This window comes from Gallibacterium genomosp. 2 (assembly GCF_000771895.1).
Lineage (GTDB): Bacteria > Pseudomonadota > Gammaproteobacteria > Enterobacterales > Pasteurellaceae > Gallibacterium.
The window spans coordinates 25,521-46,652 of record NZ_JPXY01000013.1 but is presented as its reverse complement, the minus strand read 5'-3'; the positions used below and the strand labels follow the sequence as shown (position 1 = coordinate 46,652).

The 21,132-nt window shown below is 40.5% G+C and carries 21 protein-coding genes and 1 other annotated feature; of the genes, 10 read left to right on the top strand and 11 right to left on the bottom strand.

Going from position 1 to position 21,132, the window contains the following annotated elements; translation table 11 throughout:
* Positions 1-117 precede the first annotated feature (117 nt).
* From P375_RS02425 to typA, 6 genes are all read right to left on the bottom strand, one after another.
* On the bottom strand, positions 118-1,473 hold the full coding sequence (locus P375_RS02425) for a sulfatase-like hydrolase/transferase (RefSeq protein ID WP_039133965.1): 1,356 nt from the start codon (positions 1,471-1,473) through the stop codon (positions 118-120).
* Positions 1,470-3,005, bottom strand: a complete 1,536-nt coding sequence (locus P375_RS02420) for a tripartite tricarboxylate transporter permease (protein WP_039133962.1) — start codon at positions 3,003-3,005, stop codon at positions 1,470-1,472. The genes P375_RS02425 and P375_RS02420 overlap by 4 nt, the downstream gene beginning before the upstream one ends.
* A gap of 10 nt (positions 3,006-3,015) precedes the next feature.
* Positions 3,016-3,471 carry a tripartite tricarboxylate transporter TctB family protein gene (locus P375_RS02415; protein WP_021461552.1) on the bottom strand — a complete coding sequence of 152 codons (456 nt, stop codon included), beginning with the start codon at positions 3,469-3,471 and terminating at the stop codon, positions 3,016-3,018.
* Positions 3,472-3,491: 20 nt separating this feature from the next.
* A complete protein-coding gene (locus P375_RS02410) occupies positions 3,492-4,466 on the bottom strand; it encodes a tripartite tricarboxylate transporter substrate binding protein (RefSeq protein ID WP_039089720.1) in 975 nt (324 codons plus the stop codon).
* Positions 4,467-4,759: 293 nt separating this feature from the next.
* The gene (gene gntR, locus P375_RS02405; RefSeq protein WP_039133959.1) at positions 4,760-5,761 is read right to left on the bottom strand and encodes a gluconate operon transcriptional repressor GntR; all 1,002 of its coding nucleotides are present in this window, start codon (positions 5,759-5,761) and stop codon (positions 4,760-4,762) included.
* Positions 5,762-5,965: 204 nt separating this feature from the next.
* A complete protein-coding gene (typA, locus tag P375_RS02400; protein WP_039133955.1) occupies positions 5,966-7,819 on the bottom strand; it encodes a translational GTPase TypA in 1,854 nt (617 codons plus the stop codon).
* 291 nt (positions 7,820-8,110) lie between these two features.
* On the opposite strand from typA, the gene glnA reads away from it, so the two are divergent.
* The 10 genes from glnA to hisIE all read left to right on the top strand — a co-directional run bounded on the left by glnA (position 8,111) and on the right by hisIE (position 17,168).
* Positions 8,111-9,532 (top strand): glutamate--ammonia ligase, encoded by a 1,422-nt coding sequence (glnA, locus tag P375_RS02395; protein WP_039133952.1) that lies wholly within the window; start codon positions 8,111-8,113, stop codon positions 9,530-9,532.
* Positions 9,533-9,680: 148 nt separating this feature from the next.
* The gene (gene grxB / locus P375_RS02390) at positions 9,681-10,328 is read left to right on the top strand and encodes a glutaredoxin 2 (protein WP_039133949.1); all 648 of its coding nucleotides are present in this window, start codon (positions 9,681-9,683) and stop codon (positions 10,326-10,328) included.
* Between the two features lie 106 nt (positions 10,329-10,434).
* Positions 10,435-10,552 (top strand) — a sequence feature (His leader region).
* A 22-nt stretch (positions 10,553-10,574) separates the two neighbouring features.
* Positions 10,575-11,645, top strand: coding sequence for a histidinol-phosphate transaminase (hisC, locus tag P375_RS02385; protein WP_039133946.1), 1,071 nt, complete (start codon positions 10,575-10,577; stop codon positions 11,643-11,645).
* 1 nt (position 11,646) lies between these two features.
* The gene (gene hisB, locus P375_RS02380) at positions 11,647-12,744 is read left to right on the top strand and encodes a bifunctional histidinol-phosphatase/imidazoleglycerol-phosphate dehydratase HisB (protein WP_039133944.1); all 1,098 of its coding nucleotides are present in this window, start codon (positions 11,647-11,649) and stop codon (positions 12,742-12,744) included.
* 76 nt (positions 12,745-12,820) lie between these two features.
* Positions 12,821-13,834: a PDDEXK nuclease domain-containing protein gene (locus P375_RS02375; protein WP_039133943.1), complete on the top strand. Its 1,014-nt coding sequence runs from the start codon at positions 12,821-12,823 to the stop codon at positions 13,832-13,834.
* 15 nt (positions 13,835-13,849) lie between these two features.
* A complete protein-coding gene (gene hisH, locus P375_RS02370; protein WP_039133941.1) occupies positions 13,850-14,443 on the top strand; it encodes an imidazole glycerol phosphate synthase subunit HisH in 594 nt (197 codons plus the stop codon).
* A gap of 104 nt (positions 14,444-14,547) precedes the next feature.
* A complete protein-coding gene (hisA, locus tag P375_RS02365; RefSeq protein WP_039133940.1) occupies positions 14,548-15,294 on the top strand; it encodes a 1-(5-phosphoribosyl)-5-[(5-phosphoribosylamino)methylideneamino]imidazole-4-carboxamide isomerase in 747 nt (248 codons plus the stop codon).
* On the top strand, positions 15,279-15,764 hold the full coding sequence (locus P375_RS02360) for a DUF1643 domain-containing protein (RefSeq protein WP_018345897.1): 486 nt from the start codon (positions 15,279-15,281) through the stop codon (positions 15,762-15,764). Before hisA ends, P375_RS02360 begins: the two co-directional genes overlap by 16 nt.
* Complete coding sequence (gene hisF / locus P375_RS02355; protein ID WP_039133938.1) at positions 15,764-16,537, top strand: imidazole glycerol phosphate synthase subunit HisF; 774 nt, start codon at positions 15,764-15,766, stop codon at positions 16,535-16,537. The genes P375_RS02360 and hisF overlap by 1 nt, the downstream gene beginning before the upstream one ends.
* Positions 16,538-16,544: 7 nt before the next feature.
* A complete protein-coding gene (gene hisIE / locus P375_RS02350) occupies positions 16,545-17,168 on the top strand; it encodes a bifunctional phosphoribosyl-AMP cyclohydrolase/phosphoribosyl-ATP diphosphatase HisIE (protein WP_039133935.1) in 624 nt (207 codons plus the stop codon).
* Positions 17,169-17,210: 42 nt separating this feature from the next.
* Here hisIE and thiE read toward each other — a convergent pair whose 3' ends face one another.
* Genes thiE through tenA form a run of 5 tightly spaced genes read right to left on the bottom strand, consistent with a single transcriptional unit; the run spans position 17,211 to position 21,125 of the window.
* Positions 17,211-17,876 (bottom strand): thiamine phosphate synthase, encoded by a 666-nt coding sequence (thiE, locus tag P375_RS02345; protein ID WP_039133932.1) that lies wholly within the window; start codon positions 17,874-17,876, stop codon positions 17,211-17,213.
* Positions 17,869-18,687 (bottom strand): bifunctional hydroxymethylpyrimidine kinase/phosphomethylpyrimidine kinase, encoded by an 819-nt coding sequence (gene thiD, locus P375_RS02340; protein WP_039133930.1) that lies wholly within the window; start codon positions 18,685-18,687, stop codon positions 17,869-17,871. Before thiD ends, thiE begins: the two co-directional genes overlap by 8 nt.
* Positions 18,688-18,696: 9 nt before the next feature.
* Positions 18,697-19,497, bottom strand: coding sequence for a hydroxyethylthiazole kinase (thiM, locus tag P375_RS02335; protein ID WP_039133927.1), 801 nt, complete (start codon positions 19,495-19,497; stop codon positions 18,697-18,699).
* 12 nt (positions 19,498-19,509) lie between these two features.
* A complete protein-coding gene (locus P375_RS02330) occupies positions 19,510-20,460 on the bottom strand; it encodes an ABC transporter substrate-binding protein (protein WP_039133924.1) in 951 nt (316 codons plus the stop codon).
* 20 nt (positions 20,461-20,480) lie between these two features.
* Positions 20,481-21,125, bottom strand: coding sequence for a thiaminase II (gene tenA / locus P375_RS02325; protein ID WP_209434797.1), 645 nt, complete (start codon positions 21,123-21,125; stop codon positions 20,481-20,483).
* Positions 21,126-21,132: the final 7 nt, after the last annotated feature.

Here is a 21,132-nt window from a genome sequence, read left to right as displayed (position 1 = left end):
TGTCCTATATGCCTTTTTTTATGTTGGTTAGATGAATTTGAGTAGTTTGTTCTGACACAAACTAGAAAGTGTTTGGCATAGTAGAAAATATTATCTACTATGCCGATATTTTTGCGATTAATCTTCTATCACAGGGCGTTTTTCTCCCGCTTCTTCCATTAATTCACACAACCGCTCTCGTAAGTCTGCTTTAATTTCCGTATAAACAGGATCAGCGACAACATTAGTAAGTTCAAATGGATCTTTATCTAAATCATAAAGAAAATCATCGCGATAGTAATCGCTGCTAGCTTGTTCGCCGCCTTGCACATTAGGAGCATAGACGCTGTAGAGATATTTATCGGTGCGGATACAACGTCCGATGCGGCTTTCACTAATTTGAGCAAAAATTTCATTTGGACGCTGTGGATCAGAATGTTCTACAACATCGTGTAAGTTCTCGCCGATCATTTTATCACCGACATTAATTCCAGCCATTGCAAGGAAGGTTTTTGGCAGGCTTGCGGTGCTGACCAAATCTTTTATGCGTAAACCGCCACGATAGCCGGGGCCGGCAATGATGAGCGGAACGTGTAATGCAGAAGAATGACAAGTACGTTTGTAATCATCATAACCGTTAAGATGTTCATCTTTATTACGCGTCATAAAATGCGAGCCGTGATCAGAGGCATAAATAATGATGGTGTTATCAAACAGATTTTTTTCTTTCAATTTGTCAATGACGCGTCCTAAATTATCATCAAGGCTACAGCAGCAACCTAAATAATCAGGATACATTTCATCTGCATTGCCTTTTAGCACTTTGAGGTCGTGTGGCAGCTGATATTGGCTAAAACGTGTTTTCGAGCCTTCAGGGCCTTCATAGGTTTGACGATCGTTTTGATGATGCGGTTCGATATGGGAAATCGTCATAAAGAAGGGGTTATCGCCATTATATTGATCTAAATATTCCAAGGCAAAATCAGTAATACAATCAACACGATAGCCTTTAAATTCACGTTTGTTCATATTTTCGTCAAAAACAAAGCCATCATAGCCGTGAGAAGTAAATTCTAACACGTCCGCTGCTCGCCAAAAGCCTTTATAGCCACCACGGCGTTCAGGAGGAATAGCTGTGATAGTGTAATCTACTGTTGGAGCTTTCTCCAATTCGCCATCACTCGCTAAATGCCATTTGCCGATATAGGCGGTGTCGTAGCCGTTTTCAGTAAAGTAATCGGCTAAAGTTTTGGTATTTTTCGGCAGCGCAATATTATTGCGGAAACAACCTGTTTGGGTTGGATAAAGCCCTGTTTGGAAAATTGCACGGCACGGGCCGCAAACTGGTTGTGGGGAATAGGCTTCTTCAAACAGTACCCCTTGTTTAGCGAGTTCATCAAGGTGTGGGGTAACATCAAGTGGCTGACCATAAGCGCCTATGGTGTCCCAGCGTTGTTGATCAGAAAAGAAAAAGAGAATATTTGGACGGGTCATTTTACAAGCTCCTTGACCACTTTATAAGTGCGGTCGGTTTGTTTAGATTTTTTATAGTTAGTGTAAATAATCATTACTAATGCCAAAATGAGCAGAATAAGGAAAGCAAGGGCATAAGGACGAGTAACGAAAATATCCCAGTTACCGTCTGAAATCATCAGTGAACGGCGGAAATTCTTTTCTGTTAATGCCCCAAGCACTAAGCCGAGTAATACTGGAATGGCGGAAAATCCGAGTTTACTAATCACATAAGAGATGATGCCGAAAGCAATGATAGTACCTACATCAAACATTGAATTTTTGATGGAATAAGCACCAGCAAAGCAGAAAACCGCAATAATTGGCACAAGGATCACACTTGGAATTTTCACCACTTTGGCAAAAACACGGGTGAGATATTTGCCTTGGATAAGCATAAATAAATTCACAAAAATGAGCCCAATCATAATGGCATAGACTGTGCTGCCGTGATTTTGGAATAAATTAGGCCCAGGTGTTAAGCCATTAATCATTAAAGCACCAAGCATAATTGCCACGGCACCATCACCGGGAATACCTAGGGTTAAAAGTGGGATCAAGGTTGCCCCTGTCACCGCATTATTGGCTGATTCTGCTGCAGCAATACCTTCAATAGAACCTTTACCAAATAATTGTGGTTTTTTAGAGATTTTCTTTGCCACATCATAACTTAAGAAAGATGCCATTGACGCCCCTGTACCCGGGATAATCCCAATAATTGAGCCGATAATAGAAGAAAGTGTGAGTGGCTTACTAATGCTTTTCCATTCTTCACGGCTCATTTTTTCATTTTCAAAGGTAATTTTTTGCTCGGAATCTGACCGCACTTTTTCTTTTAAGAATAAAGCGCTTTTATTGATGATTTCCACCAAAGCAAACAAGCCAATAAGAACAATGACTAAATCGAAACCGCCATAGAGATACACATTATCAAAGGTGAAACGCATTGTGCCACCGCTGATTTGATCTTGTCCTACCGTTGCGATGAATAATCCTAAACAACCAGAAATAATACCTTTAAGCAAGCTATCACCACTGACGCCCGCAATAATTGTTAAGCCAAAGGCGCAAATAAGGAAATATTCAGGCGATCCCATTTTCATTGCCACCTTGGCAACTTCTGGCGCAAGGAAAAGTAGCACTAAGGCGCTAAATGTTCCCCCAATGAAAGAGGCATAAAGGGCAATATTCAAGGCTTTTTGTGAATGTCCTTGCACGGAAAGCGGATTACCATCCATCATTGTTGCCGTTGCGTGAGGCGTTCCGGGGGTACGGATTAAAATGGCTGAGATTGAGCCGCCGTAGCTGCCTGCACAATAAATGCCAAGCAGAAACATAAAAGAATCGATAGCGCCTAAGTTATAAGTAAGAGGCAGAAGTAGCACAAGACAAAGCATTACAGTTAGTCCCGGCACAGCACCAAAAATAATCCCAAGGAACAGCCCGAGGTTCATATAAAAGAAGCTACTCCAAGAAAAGAAAGCTTCAAAGCCATTGACAAAATGTTCTAACATCAATGCCTCCTTAAGGCAGAGAAACCCCTAACACATATTCAAAAACCAAGCTAATCGCTAAAATTGTTAGCACAACAATGAGATAATAAAGCCATTTTCGACAATGACTTAAATAGAGGAAAAGTAACGCGAAAATCAGTGATGCGCCTAAGAATGGTAATACATAGAGCAGTCCCCAATATAAAATCAGCAAACCAATGATTAAGAGTGAACGACTTTCTTCTTGCAGATCTAAGAGCATTACTTTGACAGATTTTTGGCGTACCATTCGCCATATTTCACGGACTAATAAAATCAGACTAGCAATCCACATTAGCCCAACAATCATTTTAGGGAAGGTTTGTGAATTAATAGCTTCTGCATTTTTACTTAATTCAATTTGAGAAGGGATAAGCCACCATAAGACGGTGGAAACACCTAAAAATAACACCGCACCAACAAATTCTTTATAAATTTTCATTTTCATTGCTTACCCCTTATTTGTGTTTATTTCACCAACTCAGCGTATTTTTTCGCTTTCACCATCGTGGAATCAATATAGCTTTTCACCCATTGACTATCTTGAATATCAATGTTCACGCCAATATTTTTTGCCACTTGTTGGAATTTCGGCTCCTGCATAATATTTTTTAGGGCGTTGTAGGCTTTTTCCACATTGGCAGGATCGGTACCGGCACGCATAAATACCGCACAGATATTGGTCATCCAAGTATCGTGCCCAAATTGGGTCACACTCGGCAAATCATACACATCATCTTTCAGCGGTTTATTATCGAAAGCAATGACCGGAATAATATTACCCGCTTTAGCAAATTCTTTCGCAAGGGAGGCGTGGGTAACCGCAAAATCAATTTCGCCAGAAACAACAGCTGCAAGGGCTTGGTTTGCGCCTTCATAAGGGATAATTTTGAATTTGCCACCCATTTCATCAATTAACGCCGCAGATTGTAATGCTTCTGAAGAATTGACACCATTTGCCCCAATTTTGATTTCCTTGCCTTCTTTAATGGCTTGGGCTAAATCTTGATAGCTTTTCACACCAGTTCTCGGATTAGTCAGCAAGATGAAGGTAGAAGAATACACGTTAATAACAGGAACAAAATCTTCAAATTTGTAAGCTACTTTCATTGTCAATGGCGCAATGGCGAAGCTACCTTCACCACCAAAAATCATTTTCGTGGAATTTGGTTTTTCTTTGAGATATTCCGTCAGTGCCACCGCACCACCAGACCCTAAAATATTATCCGCTAATAGAGGCTGACCAAATTGAGCCTTACCAAATTCAGACATCGCACGATTGACTTGATCCGCTAAACCGCCCACCGCCCAAGGGGTGATAATAGTCACAGGGCCTGAAGGCCATTCTTGCTGTGCTTTTTTATCTTCTTTACAGCCTGTTAATAGAGACAGACCAAGCACACCAGCTAAACTCACAGCTAATAGTTTTTTCAATGATTTCATCGTTTCCTCCTAGAAATGAACAAGATGAGTTGAAACTTAAGATTAGCTTAATTAAGAACAATACGCCTTGTTATGATGATTGTCATAAAAACAGAATGATCGGGATCACAAAATTGACAATTTTGTTAAAAATATTTAATGGAGCGATGAAATGCTGTGGGGCTTAGTTCCTTTAAACTACAGCGATGCTTAAATATATTTAATCATATGCTTGGCTTATTTCTATGAGCATTTAATTACGGTTTTGTAACAAATAATTTATATGTATGACAGGTACTTTCGGTGACTTACCGCTAAATACTTTCCCCAATATGAATATGGTAGCCTAAATCAATAATACTGCTTTGCTGTGGGATACCATTAATGCGATTAAGTAACTCTTCTGCTGCACGTTTACCTATTTCCAGACGAGGCGTGATAACGGTAGCCAGTTGAGGTGTCATTGATTGACCAACATCGTGTCCGTGGAAACCGGCAATACCAATCTGTTCCGGTACTTTAATTCCTAAACGTTGGCACTCAAATAATGCACCAACAGCAAGGTCATCATTAGTACAGATAATGCCGTCAATCTGAGGATATTGTTTTAATGCTTGGTGAAGCAGTTCTGCTCCTAATGAGAATGATGATGGCTGCTCTGTGATTAGGCTATAAGGTATTAAATTGTGTTTTTTCATTGCTATTTCATAACCTTGCATTTTGAGATGGGTTCGTTTGTCCATTCGTGCAGTAAAATAGACAATATGCTGATGCCCACGTTGAATCATTGTTTCTACCATTGCTTGGGAAGCAACGTTATTATCAAAACCAATAACTTGTTGAATACCTAACTGATGGCTATCCATAATCTCAATTACTGGAATATTCGCCACTTCAATCATTTTTAAGGTTTTTTCGGAGTGGTGATTTTCTGAAAGGATTAATCCATCAACATTATAAGAGAGTAGTGATTCTACACGCTGTTCTTCTTTTCCCAGACTATATCCATAGTGAGCAAGCATTGTTTGATAACCGGCTTTATCGGTGATAGTTTCAATTCCTTTAATTACATCAGCAAAAACTTGGTTGGTTAATGAAGGAACTAAAACACCAATAGCCCGACTTTTAGCATTAGAGAGCATACTTGGTGCCCGATTCGGAATATAGCCGAATTGTTCTATCGCCGCCGCAATTTTTTTGCGAGTTTCTTCAGCAACGGAATCTGGATTGCGTAAATAACGACTGATAGTCATTTTAGTTAGACCTAAATGATCGGCTATATGTTGTAATGTCGGGCGTTTATGCGAAGTATTCATCAATAACTCTTTAATGGTTAAGATTTCACTGCTCACAGTGGTAGATTTCTCTTAATTTGGCAAGGTGTTTTTTCCAAATTAAGCTCAATTCATTGAGTAACATATTGCGTATTATATGTCGTTCTGTGAATTGGAACATTATGAAAATAAAGATAAAAAACTCCCGTTATTTTAGGGAAAATAACGGGAGGATAACAGCAAAAATTAACGAGTACTGGTGCTGGTTGTCGTACGATTTGCTCTTCTGCGATCCATTTCGGTTAAGAAACGTTTACGAATACGGATAGAGCTTGGAGTGACTTCAACCAATTCATCATCGTCAATAAACTCCAACGCTTGTTCAAGCGTGAATTTCACCGGCGGTACCAATACGATGGCATCATCTTTACCGGCTGCACGCATATTGGTTAATTTTTTCCCCTGCAAACAGTTAACAGTAAGGTCATTTGAACGGCTATGAATGCCGATAATCTGACCTTCATAGACTTCAGCACCGTGTTCAATCATCAATTTTCCACGCTCCTGCAAGCCGAATAAGGCGTAAGCCAATGCTTTACCGGTGGCATTGGAAATCAATACGCCATTTTGACGTTGACCGATATCACCCGGTTTAACATCATCATAGTGACTGAAACTTGAGTAAAGCAAACCTGTTCCAGAAGTCATTGTCATAAACTCATTACGGAAGCCGATCAAACCACGACTTGGAATAATATATTCCAAACGAGTGCGTCCTTTGCCATCTGGTACCATATCGCGCACTTCACCTTTACGAATCCCTAACGCCTCCATTACGGCACCTTGATGCTGATCTTCAATATCAATCGTAACTTGTTCAAACGGCTCTTGTTTACGACCATCAATTTCACGGAAAATTACTTTTGGACGAGAAACGGCTAGTTCGTAACCTTCACGGCGCATATTTTCGATTAAAACGGAAAGATGCAACTCACCACGACCGGACACTTTGAAAGCATCGGGATCTTCAGTTTCTTCAACGCGTAATGCTACGTTATGTACTAACTCTTTGTTCAAACGTTCTAAGATTTGACGAGAGGTAACATATTTACCTTCACGACCACAGAACGGTGAGGTGTTTACGCAGAAGAACATTGTTACGGTCGGTTCATCAACGGTTAACGCCGGCAAAGCTTCCACATTGTTGATATCACAAATGGTATCAGAAATGTTTAATTCGCCTAAACCTGTCAATGCAATAATATCGCCAGCATTAGCAACATCTTCTTCGTAACGTTGTAAACCTAAGTGACCTAGCACTTGACCGACACGAGCATTACGAGTTTTACCTTCACTATCAATAATAGTAACGGCTTGGTTCGGTTTAATTGAACCTCGTTTGATACGACCAATACCGATAACGCCGACGTAATTGTTATAGTCCAATTGAGAAATTTGCATTTGGAATGGTTGATCCAAATGTACTTCTGGTGGTGCTACATATTTTACAATTGCTTCAAACAGAGGTGTCATATCATCCGCTAATTGGTCGTGATCTAAACCGGCAACGCCGTTCAATGCAGAGGCATAAATAATCGGGAAATCGAGCTGTTCATCAGTTGCACCTAAATTGACAAAAAGATCGAACACTTGATCAACAACCCAATCTGGTCTTGCGCCTGGACGATCCACTTTATTAATCACCACAATCGGTTTTAATCCGTGCGCAAAGGCTTTTTGGGTAACGAAACGAGTTTGCGGCATCGGACCGTCAAATGCATCAACTAATAATAAAACGCTATCAACCATAGAGAGAACACGTTCTACTTCACCTCCGAAGTCGGCGTGTCCTGGAGTATCTACAATATTAATGCGGTAATCATTCCAATTAATGGCGGTATTTTTGGCAAGAATAGTGATACCACGCTCTTTTTCTAACGCATTGGAGTCCATAACTCGTTCATCTGTTTCACCGGAACGAGATGATTCCAGTGTGCCTGATTGTTGTAATAGTTTATCAACGAGTGTAGTCTTTCCGTGGTCTACGTGAGCGATAATCGCAATATTACGCAATTTACTAATATCTAAATCGTTTTTCATGTAAAAATTATCTTGTAGTATTTTGAAATAGTTTGGCTATACTGAATATACTTGTTGCCTTTGAAGCCTTGTCATTTCAGTATAGCGAGTGAAAAGGTGGCAAATTATACAGCGTTTTAATGAAGACGGCTATTAAATAATGTGGTGTTACAATTTTTTGATTTAGATATTTTTTTATTAAAAATGAAAAAAATTGTTTTGTTTTTAATAAAAATAGGATATTGTTTATCTTAATCTAAAAAACCAACATTATATTTATAAATTAACTAGTCAAATACGAGAGGATTGATTATGGCAAACACTCAAGCAATTGCAAAAGTCTTTGAACTTATTGAAGAACACGGAATTCGTTTTGTTGATCTTCGTTTTACAGACATCAAAGGGAAGGAACAACACGTTTCTGTGCCGGTTAGTGCTGTTGATGAAGATTTTTTTGAAGATGGAAAAATGTTTGATGGATCTTCTATCGCCGGTTGGAAAACTATCAATAAATCCGATATGGTATTGATGCCGATTCCAGAAAGTGCATTAGTCGACCCTTTCTTTAGCGTTCCGACACTCTCTATTCGTTGTGATGTTTATGAACCAACTACAATGCAAGGTTACGATCGCGATCCGCGTTCAATTGCAATTCGCGCAGAAGAATACCTTAAAGCATCTGGTATTGCAGATACTGTATTAGTTGGACCGGAACCTGAATTTTTTATCTTTGATGATGTTCGTTTCAAAACAGGAATGTCAGGTTCTTTCTATGAAATTGATGATATCGAAGCGAGCTGGAATAGCGACAAAGAGTATGAAGGTGGAAACAAAGGTCATCGTCCGGCAACTAAAGGTGGTTATTTCCCTGTTCCACCGGTTGATTCTTCACAAGATTTACGTTCTGAAATGTGCTTAGTAATGGAAGATATGGGCTTAGTGATTGAAGCTCATCACCACGAAGTAGCAACAGCCGGACAAAACGAAATTGCTTGTCGTTTTAATACGTTAACTTTAAAAGCGGATGAAACACAAATTTATAAATATGTTGTTCATAATGTTGCGTTTGAACACGGTAAAACCGCTTGTTTTATGCCAAAACCACTTTTTGGCGATAATGGTTCAGGTATGCACTGCCATATCTCTTTAGGTAAAGATGGTGTGAATTTATTCTCCGGTGATAAATATGCTGGATTATCTGAACTTTCTCTCTTCTTTATTGGGGGTGTAATTAAACACGCTAAAGCATTGAATGCGTTTACCAACCCGACAACCAACTCTTATAAACGTTTGGTACCTGGCTATGAAGCACCAGTATTGTTGGCTTATTCAGCAAGTAACCGTTCTGCATCAATTAGGATTCCTACAGTATCAAGTCCTAAAGCGCGTCGTATTGAAGTTCGTTTCCCAGATCCAGGTGCAAACCCATATTTGGCATTTTCTGCAATTTTAATGGCAGGTTTAGATGGTATTATCAATAAGATCCATCCAGGGGATGCAATGGATAAAAACTTATACGACTTACCGCCTGAAGAGTTAAAAGAGATCCCAACCGTAGCTGGCTCTTTAGATGAGGCGCTTGCTTCATTGGCAGCAGATCACGAATTCTTAACTCGTGGTGGTGTATTCAGCAACGACTTTATTGAAGCTTATATCGAATTGAAAAATAAAGAAGTTGATCGTATTCGTTTACTACCACATCCGGCAGAATTTGAATTGTATTATTCACTTTAATTGTTACTGAAAGTCAGTTAAGTCAGGCTCCGAGAATAAGAAATTTTCGGAGCTTGTTTTTTTAGATAAAAGTAGTCTAATCCTTGATAAAACAGTTGATTTGTATTAAAACTAACTAAAGTTACCTAACACAACTGAGGAGTAAATAATGAGACTTTATACTTATGAGCATTGTCCATATTGTGTCCGTGCCAGAATGATTTTCGGTTTAAAAAATATCCCGGTTGATGTCATTGTGTTGGCAAATCATCACGAAGATACCCCTATGCAATTGGTGGGGCGTAAAGTAGTGCCGATTCTTGCCGATAGTGATGGAATGGTAATGCCGGAAAGTTTGGATATTGTCCGTTATGTTGATAAAAAATATGGTGAGCCTTGCTTAAAAGAAAATGTTCGTGAGGAGGTAAGTCAATGGTTGCAAAAAGTAGGGAGTTACTATAATCATTTAGTGATTCCTCGATTTACACAAATCGGCTTAAAAGAGTTTGCAATGCCGGAATCAGTGGAATATTTCACTATGAAAAAAAGCAAAATAATTGGTAATTTTGCTGAAAATTTAGCGCAGACCCCACAATATTTAGCAAAAATTAATCAGGATCTTAAAGAATTGAACGATTTGATTATTAGTCCGAAAGCCAGTTCTGGTGAGTTGTCTATCGAAGATATTGTCTTATTCCCGGTTCTACGTAATTTAACGATTGTGAAAGGAATTGAATTTCCGAATAAAGTTGCTGCCTATGTGAAAAAAATGTCATTGATGTCAGGCATAGAGCTTTATACGGATAGGGCGGTTTAATAAATTTTTTGTCAAAGATCTATTGCATTTTTGTAGATGATCCAGTAGTGTAAGTGACAGTTTTAACATTAAGGATACAAAAAATGAAATTTTCTCGAATTGCTCATCATCACCATCATCAACCTGATTAATCTTTCAGGCGATGGTGCGTGGAAGATTAATCATCTTCCGAGCATTCTATGAATCACAATCCTCTCGGAAGATCATTTCGAGAGGATTTTTTATTTTCAGTTATAGGAAAAAATTATGAGCATTACACAACTTTCTCGTAAAAATATTCAGGCATTAACCCCTTATCAATCTGCACGTCGGTTGGGGGGAAAAGGAGATATTTGGCTAAATGCCAATGAATACCCAATCTCACCGGATTTCTCATTAAGCGTTCAAAATTTTAATCGTTATCCTGAAGCACAACCACAGGCAGTGATCCAGTCTTATGCAAATTATGCTGGTGTGATTATGAACAATGTATTAGTGAGTCGTGGTGGAGACGAAAGTATTGAATTAATTATCAGAGCTTTTTGTGAGCCGAGTCAGGATGCTATTTTGTATTGTCCTCCAACATATGGGATGTATTCAGTTAGTGCAGAAACTTGCGGAATTGCTTGCAAAAAAGTGCCATTGACTAAAGACTTTCAACTAAATTTAGCTGAAATTGAGTGTCAATTGGATAATGTGAAAGTTGTGTTTGTTTGCAGTCCGAATAATCCTACTGGGAATTTATTAAAACGTGAGGATTTAATTTCTTTGCTAGAAATGACAAAAAATCGTGCAATTGTGGTGGTTGATGAAGCTTATATCGAATTTTGTCCAGATGCAACAATGGTTTCTGAGTTAAAAAATTATCCACACCTAGCTATTATCCGTACTTTGTCGAAGGCTTTTGCTTTAGCTGGCTTGCGTTGTGGTTTTACTCTTGCTAATGAAGAGTTAATAGGTGTATTGCAAAAAGTTATCGCTCCTTATCCATTGCCTAGTCCGGTCGTTGATATTGCAGCCCAAGCACTTTCTACACAAGGAGTGGCATTAATGCAGCAACGTGTTAATGAGGTGTTGAATAATCGTGTTAAATTAAGTGAAGCGTTGGTTCAATTCCCAATTATTGATACTGTTTATCCAAGTGAATCTAATTATATTCTGTTTAAAGCACAAGACGGACAAAAATTATTTCAATATTTATGGGATAACGGCATTATTTTGCGTAATCAAAATAGTCAATTATTTTTAGAAAATTGTATTCGTATTACTGTCGGTACGGCAACAGAAAACAGCCGTACATTAGAAGCCATTAATCAATTTGTACAGCAAGGAAAATAATATGAAAAAACAACAATCAATCTTATTTATCGATCGCGATGGCACATTAATTGATGAGCCGAAAACGGATTTTCAAATTGACAGCTTGGAAAAGCTCAAATTTGAAAAAAATGTTATTCCCGCGTTGTTGAAACTGCAAAAGAAATATCACTTTGTAATGGTTTCAAATCAAGATGGCTTAGGTACAGATTCCTTTCCTAAAGAGGATTTTGATAAACCGCATAATGCAATGCTTGATCTTTTCCGTTCACAAGGCATTGAATTTGATGATATTTTAATTTGTCCGCACAAGCCTGAAGACAACTGCCAATGCCGTAAGCCAAAAACTAAATTGCTCAAAAAATACATTGAAAAACAGCTTTTTGATCCTGCCACCAGCTTTGTAATTGGCGATCGTACCACTGATGTGCAATTGGCTGAAAATTTAGGTATTCAAGCCTTGCAATATCACCCAGAAAAGTTGAATTGGGATTTGATCGCAGAAAAATTATTGGCTGAACCCGTTACCAATATCGGCGAACGCACGCCACGTTATGCCGAAGTGGAACGCAAAACCAAAGAAACAGACATCAAAGTGCAAGTGTGGCTAGACGAAACGGGCATAAACCACATTCACACAGGCGTGGGCTTTTTCGATCATATGCTCGACCAAATCGCTACTCACGGTGGTTTTAGAATGAACATCAGCTGCAAAGGGGACTTGCATATTGACGAACACCACACGGTGGAAGACACCGCTCTCGCACTCGGCACAGCGTTAAAACAAGCCATCGGCGATAAACGTGGCATCGCCCGCTTTGGCTTTATGTTGCCAATGGACGAATGCAAAGCGGAATGTGTGTTGGATCTTTCTGGTCGCCCTTATTTCAAATTTAAAGCCAAATTTAAACGAGATAAAGTGGGCGATTTCAGCACAGAAATGACCGAACATTTCTTTCAATCCCTCGCCTTTACAATGCTTGCCACCTTGCATTTAAAAGCCAGCGGCGACAACGATCACCACAAAATCGAAAGCCTGTTTAAAGTGTTCGGACGCACCTTAAGACAAGCCATTCGTATTGAAGGCAATGAAATGCCGAGTAGTAAGGGTGTGTTGTAATCACTGCATTGAAAAGTGCGGTGCGATTTTTGAATGTTTTTAATACATCGAAATCAAATTTAACAAGGAAGATAAAATGCTAACTGATACCCATATCATCACCGACATCAAACAAATCATCGCCCAATCCCGTGAAAATGCGGTAAGAGCGGTGGATTTTCAGCGTGTGCTGATGTATTGGCACATTGGCAAGCGTATTTTTGAAGAAGAACAGCAAGGGCAAGAGAGGGCGGATTATGGGGCTTATTTAATCAAATATCTTGCTCAGCAACTTGAACCTGAATTTGGCAGTAGCTTTTCTCATCGAAATCTGAATTGGTATCGCCAATTTTATCGCACGTTTCCAATTGTGAACGCACTGCGTTCACAATTAAACTGGACGCAATATCGCTTGCTTTTACGCCTCAACGATCCTGATAAACGCGAGTTTTATATTGGTGAAAGTATCAAAAATAATTGGAGTTCTCGCCAGTTAGAACGCCAAATCAACAGCAGTTTATACGAACGTTTATTATTGAGTAACGATAAAGAAACCGTGCTTGCAGTGGCGAATAATCAGCTTGTTCCCAGTGATCCGAAACAGATTATTAAAGATCCGATGGTGTTGGAATTTCTTGGTCTGCAACGTGAAAGTGCTTATTACGAAAAAGATCTTGAACAAGCCATTATTACTCACTTACAAGAATTTTTACTTGAATTAGGCAACGGCTTTTCTTTTGTGGCTCGTCAGAAACGTTTACATCTTGATGGCGATGATTTTTTCGTGGATCTCGTTTTATACAATCGCTTGCTGCAATGCTTTGTGATTATAGAAATCAAAACCCACAAATTAACCCATCAGGATTTGGGGCAGTTGCAAATGTATGTGAATTATTTTGATCGCGTTGAAAAACTGCCACGAGAAAATCCAACCATTGGCATCTTATTATGTGCAGATAAAAACGATAGCGTGGTGAAATTTTCTTTACCCGAAAATCAACAGCAAATTTTCGCCAGCCAATATCAACTTTATCTGCCGTCAGAAGAATTATTGCTGACAGAAATACGCAAAGAAATCGAAAATTTTGAACAAAAACAACAAGAAAGCTAGGAAATTCAGAAAACAATGCAAACCATTACTATCATCAACACAGGCTGTGCTAATCTCTCTTCAGTGAAATTTGCGTTTGACCGTTTGGGCTATCAGGCGGAGATTACCGATGATTTAGCCAAAATCCAAAGTGCAAAAAAACTTATTTTGCCGGGGGTGGGAACGGCGTCAGCCGCAATGCAAAATATGCAATCTCGACAATTAACTGAAACAATTCAACAGCTCACTCAGCCTGTATTAGGCATTTGTTTGGGAATGCAGCTAATGACCGATTATTCCGCTGAAGGTGAAATAAAAACCCTTAGACTGATTAACGGCAACACGCAACGCTTGCCAAATAAAGGGCTGCCATTGCCGCATATGGGCTGGAATAAGGTGCATTATCAGGATCTCCACCCGCTATTTGAACATATCCCACAAGATAGCTATTTCTATTTTGTGCATAGCTATGCGGTGTTGCCGAATGAAAATACCATTGCAGCCTGTGATTATGGCGTGCCATTTTCTGCAGCGATTGCAAAAAATAATTTTTACGGCGTGCAGTTTCACCCCGAGCGTTCAGGCAAGGTGGGCGAGCAATTATTGCGGAATTTTATTGAAAATCTGTAATTTAAAAACGGTAAAATCGTTCACACTACCACAGGATTAAGCAGCCCATGGGGGTTGAAATTACGTTTATGGCTTAGTTAATAAAAACAAAAGAGAACACAACAATGAAAAAAACATCACAAATTATCCCCGCACTTGATCTAATTGATGGCAAGGTTGTGCGGTTGTATCAAGGGGATTACGCCCAGCAAACCCAATATAGCGACAATCCTATCGCCCAATTTCAGCATTATTTATCGCAAGGGGTGAAACAACTCCATTTGGTGGATTTAACGGGGGCGAAAGATCCGAGCCAACGCCAAACTAAACTTATTGGCGAAATCATTGCCACCACACAAGCCAATATTCAGGTGGGCGGGGGCATTCGTACAGAACAAGATGTGGCGGATCTATTTCGTGTTGGGGCAAACCGTGTAGTCATTGGTTCAACGGCGGTTAAGCAGCCTGAAATGGTGAAGCAATGGTTTCAAAAATACGGTGCGGAAAAATTCGTTTTAGCCTTAGATATTCATATCGTGGACGGTGAAAAACGCATAGCCATTCACGGTTGGCAAGAAACTAGCTCGCTCACTTTAGAGCAAGTGATTGAAGATTTCAGCCAAGTGGGCTTACAGCATGTGCTATGCACTGACATTTCTCGTGATGGCACATTGCAAGGCTCGAATGTGGCGTTATATCAAGAAATCTGCACCGCCTTTCCACAGATTGAATTTCAATCCTCAGGTGGTATCGGCTCATTAGCAGACATCGCTGCTTTAAAAAATACAGGCGTGGCTGGCGTGATTGTTGGTCGTGCATTACTAGAAGGAAAATTTGACGTGGCGGAGGCAATTCAATGTTGGAGCAAATGAAAAAAGATGCGAAATTCTCAGAAGATAGGAGATACAGGTATGTATTATCTAGAATATGGGACGATTCGTTACCTAAAATAATGTTCATTGGATTAAATCCATCAACTGCTGATGAAAATGAAGATGATAGTACTATAAATAAATGTATCAATTACGCTAAAAAATGGAATTATGGGGGTATTTATATGCTTAATTTATTTGCATTTGTAGATACCTATCAAAATGAACTTTACTATGAAAAAGATCCTATTGGAGAACTTAATAATAAATATCTAAAAGAATATGCAAGATTATCGGAAAAAATTGTTGTAGCTTGGGGAAACAATGGTGCTTACAAAGGACGCTCCAAAGAAGTTTATGATATGTTTAATCATTTATATTGTTTGAAAATTAATAAAACTGGAGAGCCTCATCATCCATTGTACATTAGCAGTAATATTGAATTACAAGAATATAAAAGGAGAGCATAATGCTTGCAAAACGCATAATTCCTTGCTTAGATGTTCGTGATGGGCAGGTTGTGAAAGGCGTGCAATTCCGCAACCACGAGATTATCGGCGATATTGTGCCGCTAGCAAAACGTTATGCGGAAGAAGGGGCGGACGAGTTGGTGTTTTATGACATTACCGCCTCGTCAGACGGTCGCACCGTAGATAAAAGCTGGGTGGAGCGGGTCGCCAAAGAGATCAATATTCCATTCTGTGTGGCTGGGGGAATCAAGACTATTGCCGATGCCGAGCAAATTTTCACCTTTGGCGCGGATAAAATTTCTATAAATTCCCCCGCACTTGCCGATCCTGATTTAATCTCTCGCTTGGCGGATCGCTTTGGCGTGCAAGCCATTGTGGTGGGGATCGACACTTGGTATGATGCCAAACAAGATAAATATTGGGTCAATCAATACACAGGCGATGAAAAATGCACCCGCCAAACAAACTGGCAAACCCTCGATTGGGTGCAAGAAGTGCAAAAACGCGGGGCAGGTGAAATCGTGCTAAATATGATGAATCAAGACGGCGTGCGTCAAGGCTATGATTTAGTTCAATTGAAAAAGGTACGGGAAGTCTGCAACGTACCACTGATCGCTTCAGGAGGAGCGGGCGAAATGGTGCATTTCCGTGATGCCTTTATTGAAGCCAATGTGGATGGTGCATTAGCCGCAAGCGTATTTCATAAGCGGATTATTGATATTGGGGAGTTGAAAAAGTATTTATGCAATGAAAAAATTGAAGTGAGAGGTTAGGAATAAAATGAGCAATAAATTATTAACAGAACAAATTAATTGGCAAAAAGTAGGCGGTTTGCTCCCTGTTATCGTACAAAATGCAACCACCTGTGAAGTGTTAATGCTAGGTTATATGAATGCGGAAGCTCTTGAGAAAACCCTTGCGGAACGGAAAGTCACTTTTTATTCACGCACTAAACAACGTTTATGGACAAAGGGGGAAACCTCGGGGCATTTCCTCAATGTGGTGGATATGAGTTTAGATTGTGATAATGATACGCTATTAATCCTTGCCGATCCTATTGGTGAAACCTGTCATACAGGAGCAGAAAGCTGTTTTCATCAATTTGAAAATAACAACGAGCCGGATTGGATTTTTTTCAGCAAGCTAGAACGCTTGATCGCCAGCCGTAAAGGCTCTGATCCTGAAAGCTCTTACACCGCACATCTCTATGCACGAGGCACAAAACGTATTGCGCAAAAAGTCGGTGAAGAGGGGGTTGAAACCGCATTGGCAGCGACAGTAGAAGATCGCGAAGAAACCATTTGTGAGGCGGCGGATTTAGCCTACCATTTAACCGTATTGTTGCAGGATGCCAATTTGACTTGGGGCGATGTGATTGAAAAATTAAAAGAACGTCATAAATAAACATCTGCAAACGAGTATTTATGGGGCGGTAAGCCCCATTTTTTATGCATTTAAAATCTGTTTGACAGTCGCTGTTATATTGGCTGACTGCATAATGGTGGAAATCACCGCAACGCCGTCTGCACCGGCTTGTAAAAGCGCAGCAACGTGTTCGGTTCTAATGCCGCCAATAGCGACCAAAGGCTTATTGATGCCTTGTTCACGCAAAAATTGCACAAAGTTGATCCCCACATCTGGCGCAGCGTCCGCTTTGGAAAACGTCGGGAAAATTGGACCGCAGCCATAATAATCCACGCCATTGAAAGCATTGTGTTGCTGCGCTTGTTGTAAGGTATTTACGGATAAACCAATGAGCATTTTGCCTTGAATTTGTTGAGCGAGCTTATCCACAGCAAAATCTTTTTGCCCAACGTGAATGCCGTCTGCGTGCAATTTTTCTGCGAGTTGAACATCATTATTGATAATAAAAGGCACATTATATTGTTTACATAAATGTTGGCATTGGCGGGCAAGTTGCTCAATTTGTTGTGGATCTTGCAAGGAAAATTGCCCTTTTTCACGAAATTGATAACAAGTAATGCCAGCCTTTAACGCCTGTTCTAAACGAGCTAATAAGGTTTGTTGTGGCTGACTTGCATCATATTGTGGTAGATGACGACAATCTTGCGTACCTGCCACTAAATAACAGCGTAAAATTGATTTATCCATTTTTTTGCTCCTGTGAATAAGCCCAGTGATTGGTTGGGCCTTGTCCGTGTCCGATATTTAAAGGGTGCGTGATGGCGCTGGTAATAAAGGCTTTGGCAGTTTTGCAGGCTTGCTCCAAAGATTGCCCTTTGGCAAGTTCAGCTGTTAAGCAAGCGGAAAAAGTGCAGCCTGTGCCGTGGGTATGCGGCGTGTTAAAACGTGGGCTTTCCAAGACAAAAGATTCTGTCGGCGTGAAAATAAAATCTTGGCATAGCGCACTTTCGCTATTTTGCTGATGGCCACCTTTTATAATCACGGTTTTTGCGCCCATTTGTTGTAAATGTTCAGCAATTTGCGTAATACTGTGCTGATCTTCAGCTTTCAATCCTGTTAAGGCTTCTGCTTCAGGCAGATTTGGCGTTAGTACATCGGCTAAAGGCAATAGTTGCTCACGCATCGCTTGAATTGCCGATTGCTCCAATAAACTTGCGCCCCCTTTGGCGATCATCACCGGATCGATAACCACATTCGCAAATGGGTGCTGACGCAAAAAAGTGGCCACGGTTTGGATAATTTCAGCCGTGCCGAGCATACCAATTTTTACCGCATTGGGCGTGAAATCTGCCACAATTGCCTTGAGTTGCGCTTCAATGGTGCTAAGGGGGATTAAATGAATATCGGTTACGCCTAAGGTGTTTTGTGCAGTAACAGCGGTAATCACGCTCATTCCAAATACATTACGCATTTGAAAGGTTTTCAGATCTGCTTGAATACCCGCACCGCCGCCGCTGTCTGAGCCGGCAATGGTCAGGGCTTGTGCAATATGCGTCATTGTTGCTCCTTATTTTTCTATGCGAACCTGTGCGAATTGTGCCACTTGTTGATCACTTAGCTCGCCAAGCTGATCTAAAAGTGCGGTGTAAAATTGCCCGTATTTTGTGCTTCCTAAATCTTTCGCAGCCAGTTGCCCTGCCACTGCATAGGCCGTACTGGCTTGCACTACTGCATTAAAAGGTTGGTTCGGGTCGACCGCTAAAAAAGCCCCTAACACCGCGCCAAGCAAACAACCTGAGCCCGTGATTTTAGGAAACATTGGCGTACCGTTATCAATGGCAGCCACTTGCACACCATCGCTGATGTAATCTACCGCACCGCTTACTGCCACAACACATTGATGACGTTGCGCAGCCAGTTTGGCAATTTGTTTTACATCGCCTTCGCCTTGCCCTGCGTCCACGCCTTTCGCCGCCCAATTCACTCCTGCTAGCTGGGCGATTTCCCCTGTATTGCCACGAATAGCGGTGAATTTTACCTTGCTCAGCAATTCAGCCACCACGTCCTTGCGATACTGTGTTGCACCCACGCCCACAGGATCAAGCACCACAGGAATGCCAACTTTATTTGCTGCTTTGCCAGCCGCCAGCATAGCTTTCACTTTGAAAGGATCGAGCGTACCAATGTTAATCACCAAGGCAGCACTAAATTGGGCAAGATCCGCCATTTCTTCTTCGGCATCCGCCATAATCGGCGATGCACCCAAGGCTAATAGTCCATTCGCTACATAGTTTGCCACCACAATGTTGGTGATGTTATGGATTAAAGGATTGGTTTGGTGAATTTTTTCTAATAAATTGAAGTTCATATTATTTCCTTTCTACTTAATTTGACGTGCATAATCGGATAAAAGCGGTACTTTTTTAATTAATCCTTGTTGGTGCATAAATTCCGCCATTGTTTGGTAACGGTGTTGATCCAATGCACGCGGCATTAAACTTAAACGCGGCAAAGTATCTTGCCACGCTGCACGATTCAGCGCGTTATCCAATTCTTGCGGTTTATAGCTCATAAATGTTTGCCACGCCTCTTGCGGATGATTGCTGATATAAACGGTCGCCTGTTCAATAGCAGTGAGAAAAGCGGAGAGTTTTGCTTGATATTGAGGGTTGTCTAATTTGTTTTTATTGGCTAATAAAATCAATTCATCATAGATTGGCACACCGTGTTCTTCCGGATAAAAAGCGATTCCCTGTTGTTTTTCTAAACTCAGCTGATTAAGTTCAAAATTACGAAATGCACCGACTACACCATCCACCTGTTTGCTCATCAATGCCGGTGATAATGACCAATTTACATTGATTTTTTCCACTTCATTCGGATTAACGCCGGCGGATTTCAGCATTGTGCCGAGTAAAACCTCTTCAAAACCACTGACCGAATAACCGATTTTTTTGCCTTTAAAATCGGCTAATGTTTTGATATTGCTCTCTTTTAAGGCAACGATACTGTTTAATGGCGTTGCGATTAATGTGGCTATACGCACCAAAGGCAAGCCTTGATCGACATCTAAATAAAGTTGTGGTTGATAACCGACAGCTAAATCACTTTTGCCGGCAGCCACTAATTTTGGTGGTATAGAGGGATCGGCAGGTTCAATGATTTCCACCTCAATTCCATTTTTTGCAAAAAATCCTTTCTGTTGCGCCACAATGAGAGCCGCGTGATCAGGGTTAACGAACCAATCCAGTTGTAAACTTAATTTTTCAGCTTGCGCAAACCAAGCAAAAAATGAGAGTAAAAATGCAGTAAAAAATAGACGAATTTTCATAAGATTTCCTCTGATTAATGTTATGAACGATCCAACCCCATTTGCCAAAAGGCAATTTCCATTCGGGTAGCGGTGGTAAAAATATGCTGCAAATTTTGCTGTTGTTGTGGAGAAATGCCGGCGCAAAGTTGTTCCAGCTGTTGAGCAATAGCATTGGCGGCAGCTTGAAACTCCTTGGCGGCATAGGTATCAATCCAAGTCTGATAAGGATTATTTTTCGCCTGTGGTACAGCCGCTAGCCGTTTACCGATTTCTGCATAGCCTAAAGCGCAAGGCGCAATGGCAGTATAAAGTTCAGCTAAACCGCCTTGTAAACCGCAATCAAGCATATAACGGGTATAAGCTACACAAGCCGGCGATTCCGGTGTATTGTCCAGCTCAGATTTAGAAATTTGCCATTGTTGGCAATAATGAATATGTAATTGCACTTCTGCCAAAATATGCTGCAAATCTTGATTAAAAGCAGTAAGTTGCGCAAAGCGGTGAGATTTATACATCGCCAACGCTAAAGCACGGCTGTAATGCAGTAAATAGTGATAATCTTGAATCAGATAATGTTGAAATGAGGCGAGCGGTAATGTGCCGTTGTCAAGCTGTTGCACAAAAGGATGTTCAACGTAATGTTGCCAATAGGGTTGAGCCTGTTGCATAAATCGCTGTGTAATTGACATT

Bases quoted from the DNA above. Each gene is read 5' to 3' on its own strand.
- hisF (WP_039133938.1), top strand. From the start codon at position 15,764: ATGCTTGCAAAACGCATAATTCCTTGCTTAGATGTTCGTGATGGGCAG.
- P375_RS02360 (WP_018345897.1), top strand. From the start codon at position 15,279: ATGTTGGAGCAAATGAAAAAAGATGCGAAATTCTCAGAAGATAGGAGA.
- typA (WP_039133955.1), bottom strand. From the start codon at position 7,819: ATGAAAAACGATTTAGATATTAGTAAATTGCGTAATATTGCGATTATC.
- P375_RS02330 (WP_039133924.1), bottom strand. From the start codon at position 20,460: ATGAAAATTCGTCTATTTTTTACTGCATTTTTACTCTCATTTTTTGCT.
- P375_RS02410 (WP_039089720.1), bottom strand. From the start codon at position 4,466: ATGAAATCATTGAAAAAACTATTAGCTGTGAGTTTAGCTGGTGTGCTT.
- P375_RS02420 (WP_039133962.1), bottom strand. From the start codon at position 3,005: ATGTTAGAACATTTTGTCAATGGCTTTGAAGCTTTCTTTTCTTGGAGT.
- gntR (WP_039133959.1), bottom strand. From the start codon at position 5,761: ATGAATACTTCGCATAAACGCCCGACATTACAACATATAGCCGATCAT.
- glnA (WP_039133952.1), top strand. From the start codon at position 8,111: ATGGCAAACACTCAAGCAATTGCAAAAGTCTTTGAACTTATTGAAGAA.
- P375_RS02375 (WP_039133943.1), top strand. From the start codon at position 12,821: ATGCTAACTGATACCCATATCATCACCGACATCAAACAAATCATCGCC.
- hisA (WP_039133940.1), top strand. From the start codon at position 14,548: ATGAAAAAAACATCACAAATTATCCCCGCACTTGATCTAATTGATGGC.
- hisB (WP_039133944.1), top strand. From the start codon at position 11,647: ATGAAAAAACAACAATCAATCTTATTTATCGATCGCGATGGCACATTA.
- hisIE (WP_039133935.1), top strand. From the start codon at position 16,545: ATGAGCAATAAATTATTAACAGAACAAATTAATTGGCAAAAAGTAGGC.
- thiM (WP_039133927.1), bottom strand. From the start codon at position 19,497: ATGAACTTCAATTTATTAGAAAAAATTCACCAAACCAATCCTTTAATC.
- grxB (WP_039133949.1), top strand. From the start codon at position 9,681: ATGAGACTTTATACTTATGAGCATTGTCCATATTGTGTCCGTGCCAGA.
- P375_RS02415 (WP_021461552.1), bottom strand. From the start codon at position 3,471: ATGAAAATGAAAATTTATAAAGAATTTGTTGGTGCGGTGTTATTTTTA.
- hisC (WP_039133946.1), top strand. From the start codon at position 10,575: ATGAGCATTACACAACTTTCTCGTAAAAATATTCAGGCATTAACCCCT.
- hisH (WP_039133941.1), top strand. From the start codon at position 13,850: ATGCAAACCATTACTATCATCAACACAGGCTGTGCTAATCTCTCTTCA.
- thiE (WP_039133932.1), bottom strand. From the start codon at position 17,876: ATGGATAAATCAATTTTACGCTGTTATTTAGTGGCAGGTACGCAAGAT.
- P375_RS02425 (WP_039133965.1), bottom strand. From the start codon at position 1,473: ATGACCCGTCCAAATATTCTCTTTTTCTTTTCTGATCAACAACGCTGG.
- thiD (WP_039133930.1), bottom strand. From the start codon at position 18,687: ATGACGCATATTGCACAAGCCCTGACCATTGCCGGCTCAGACAGCGGC.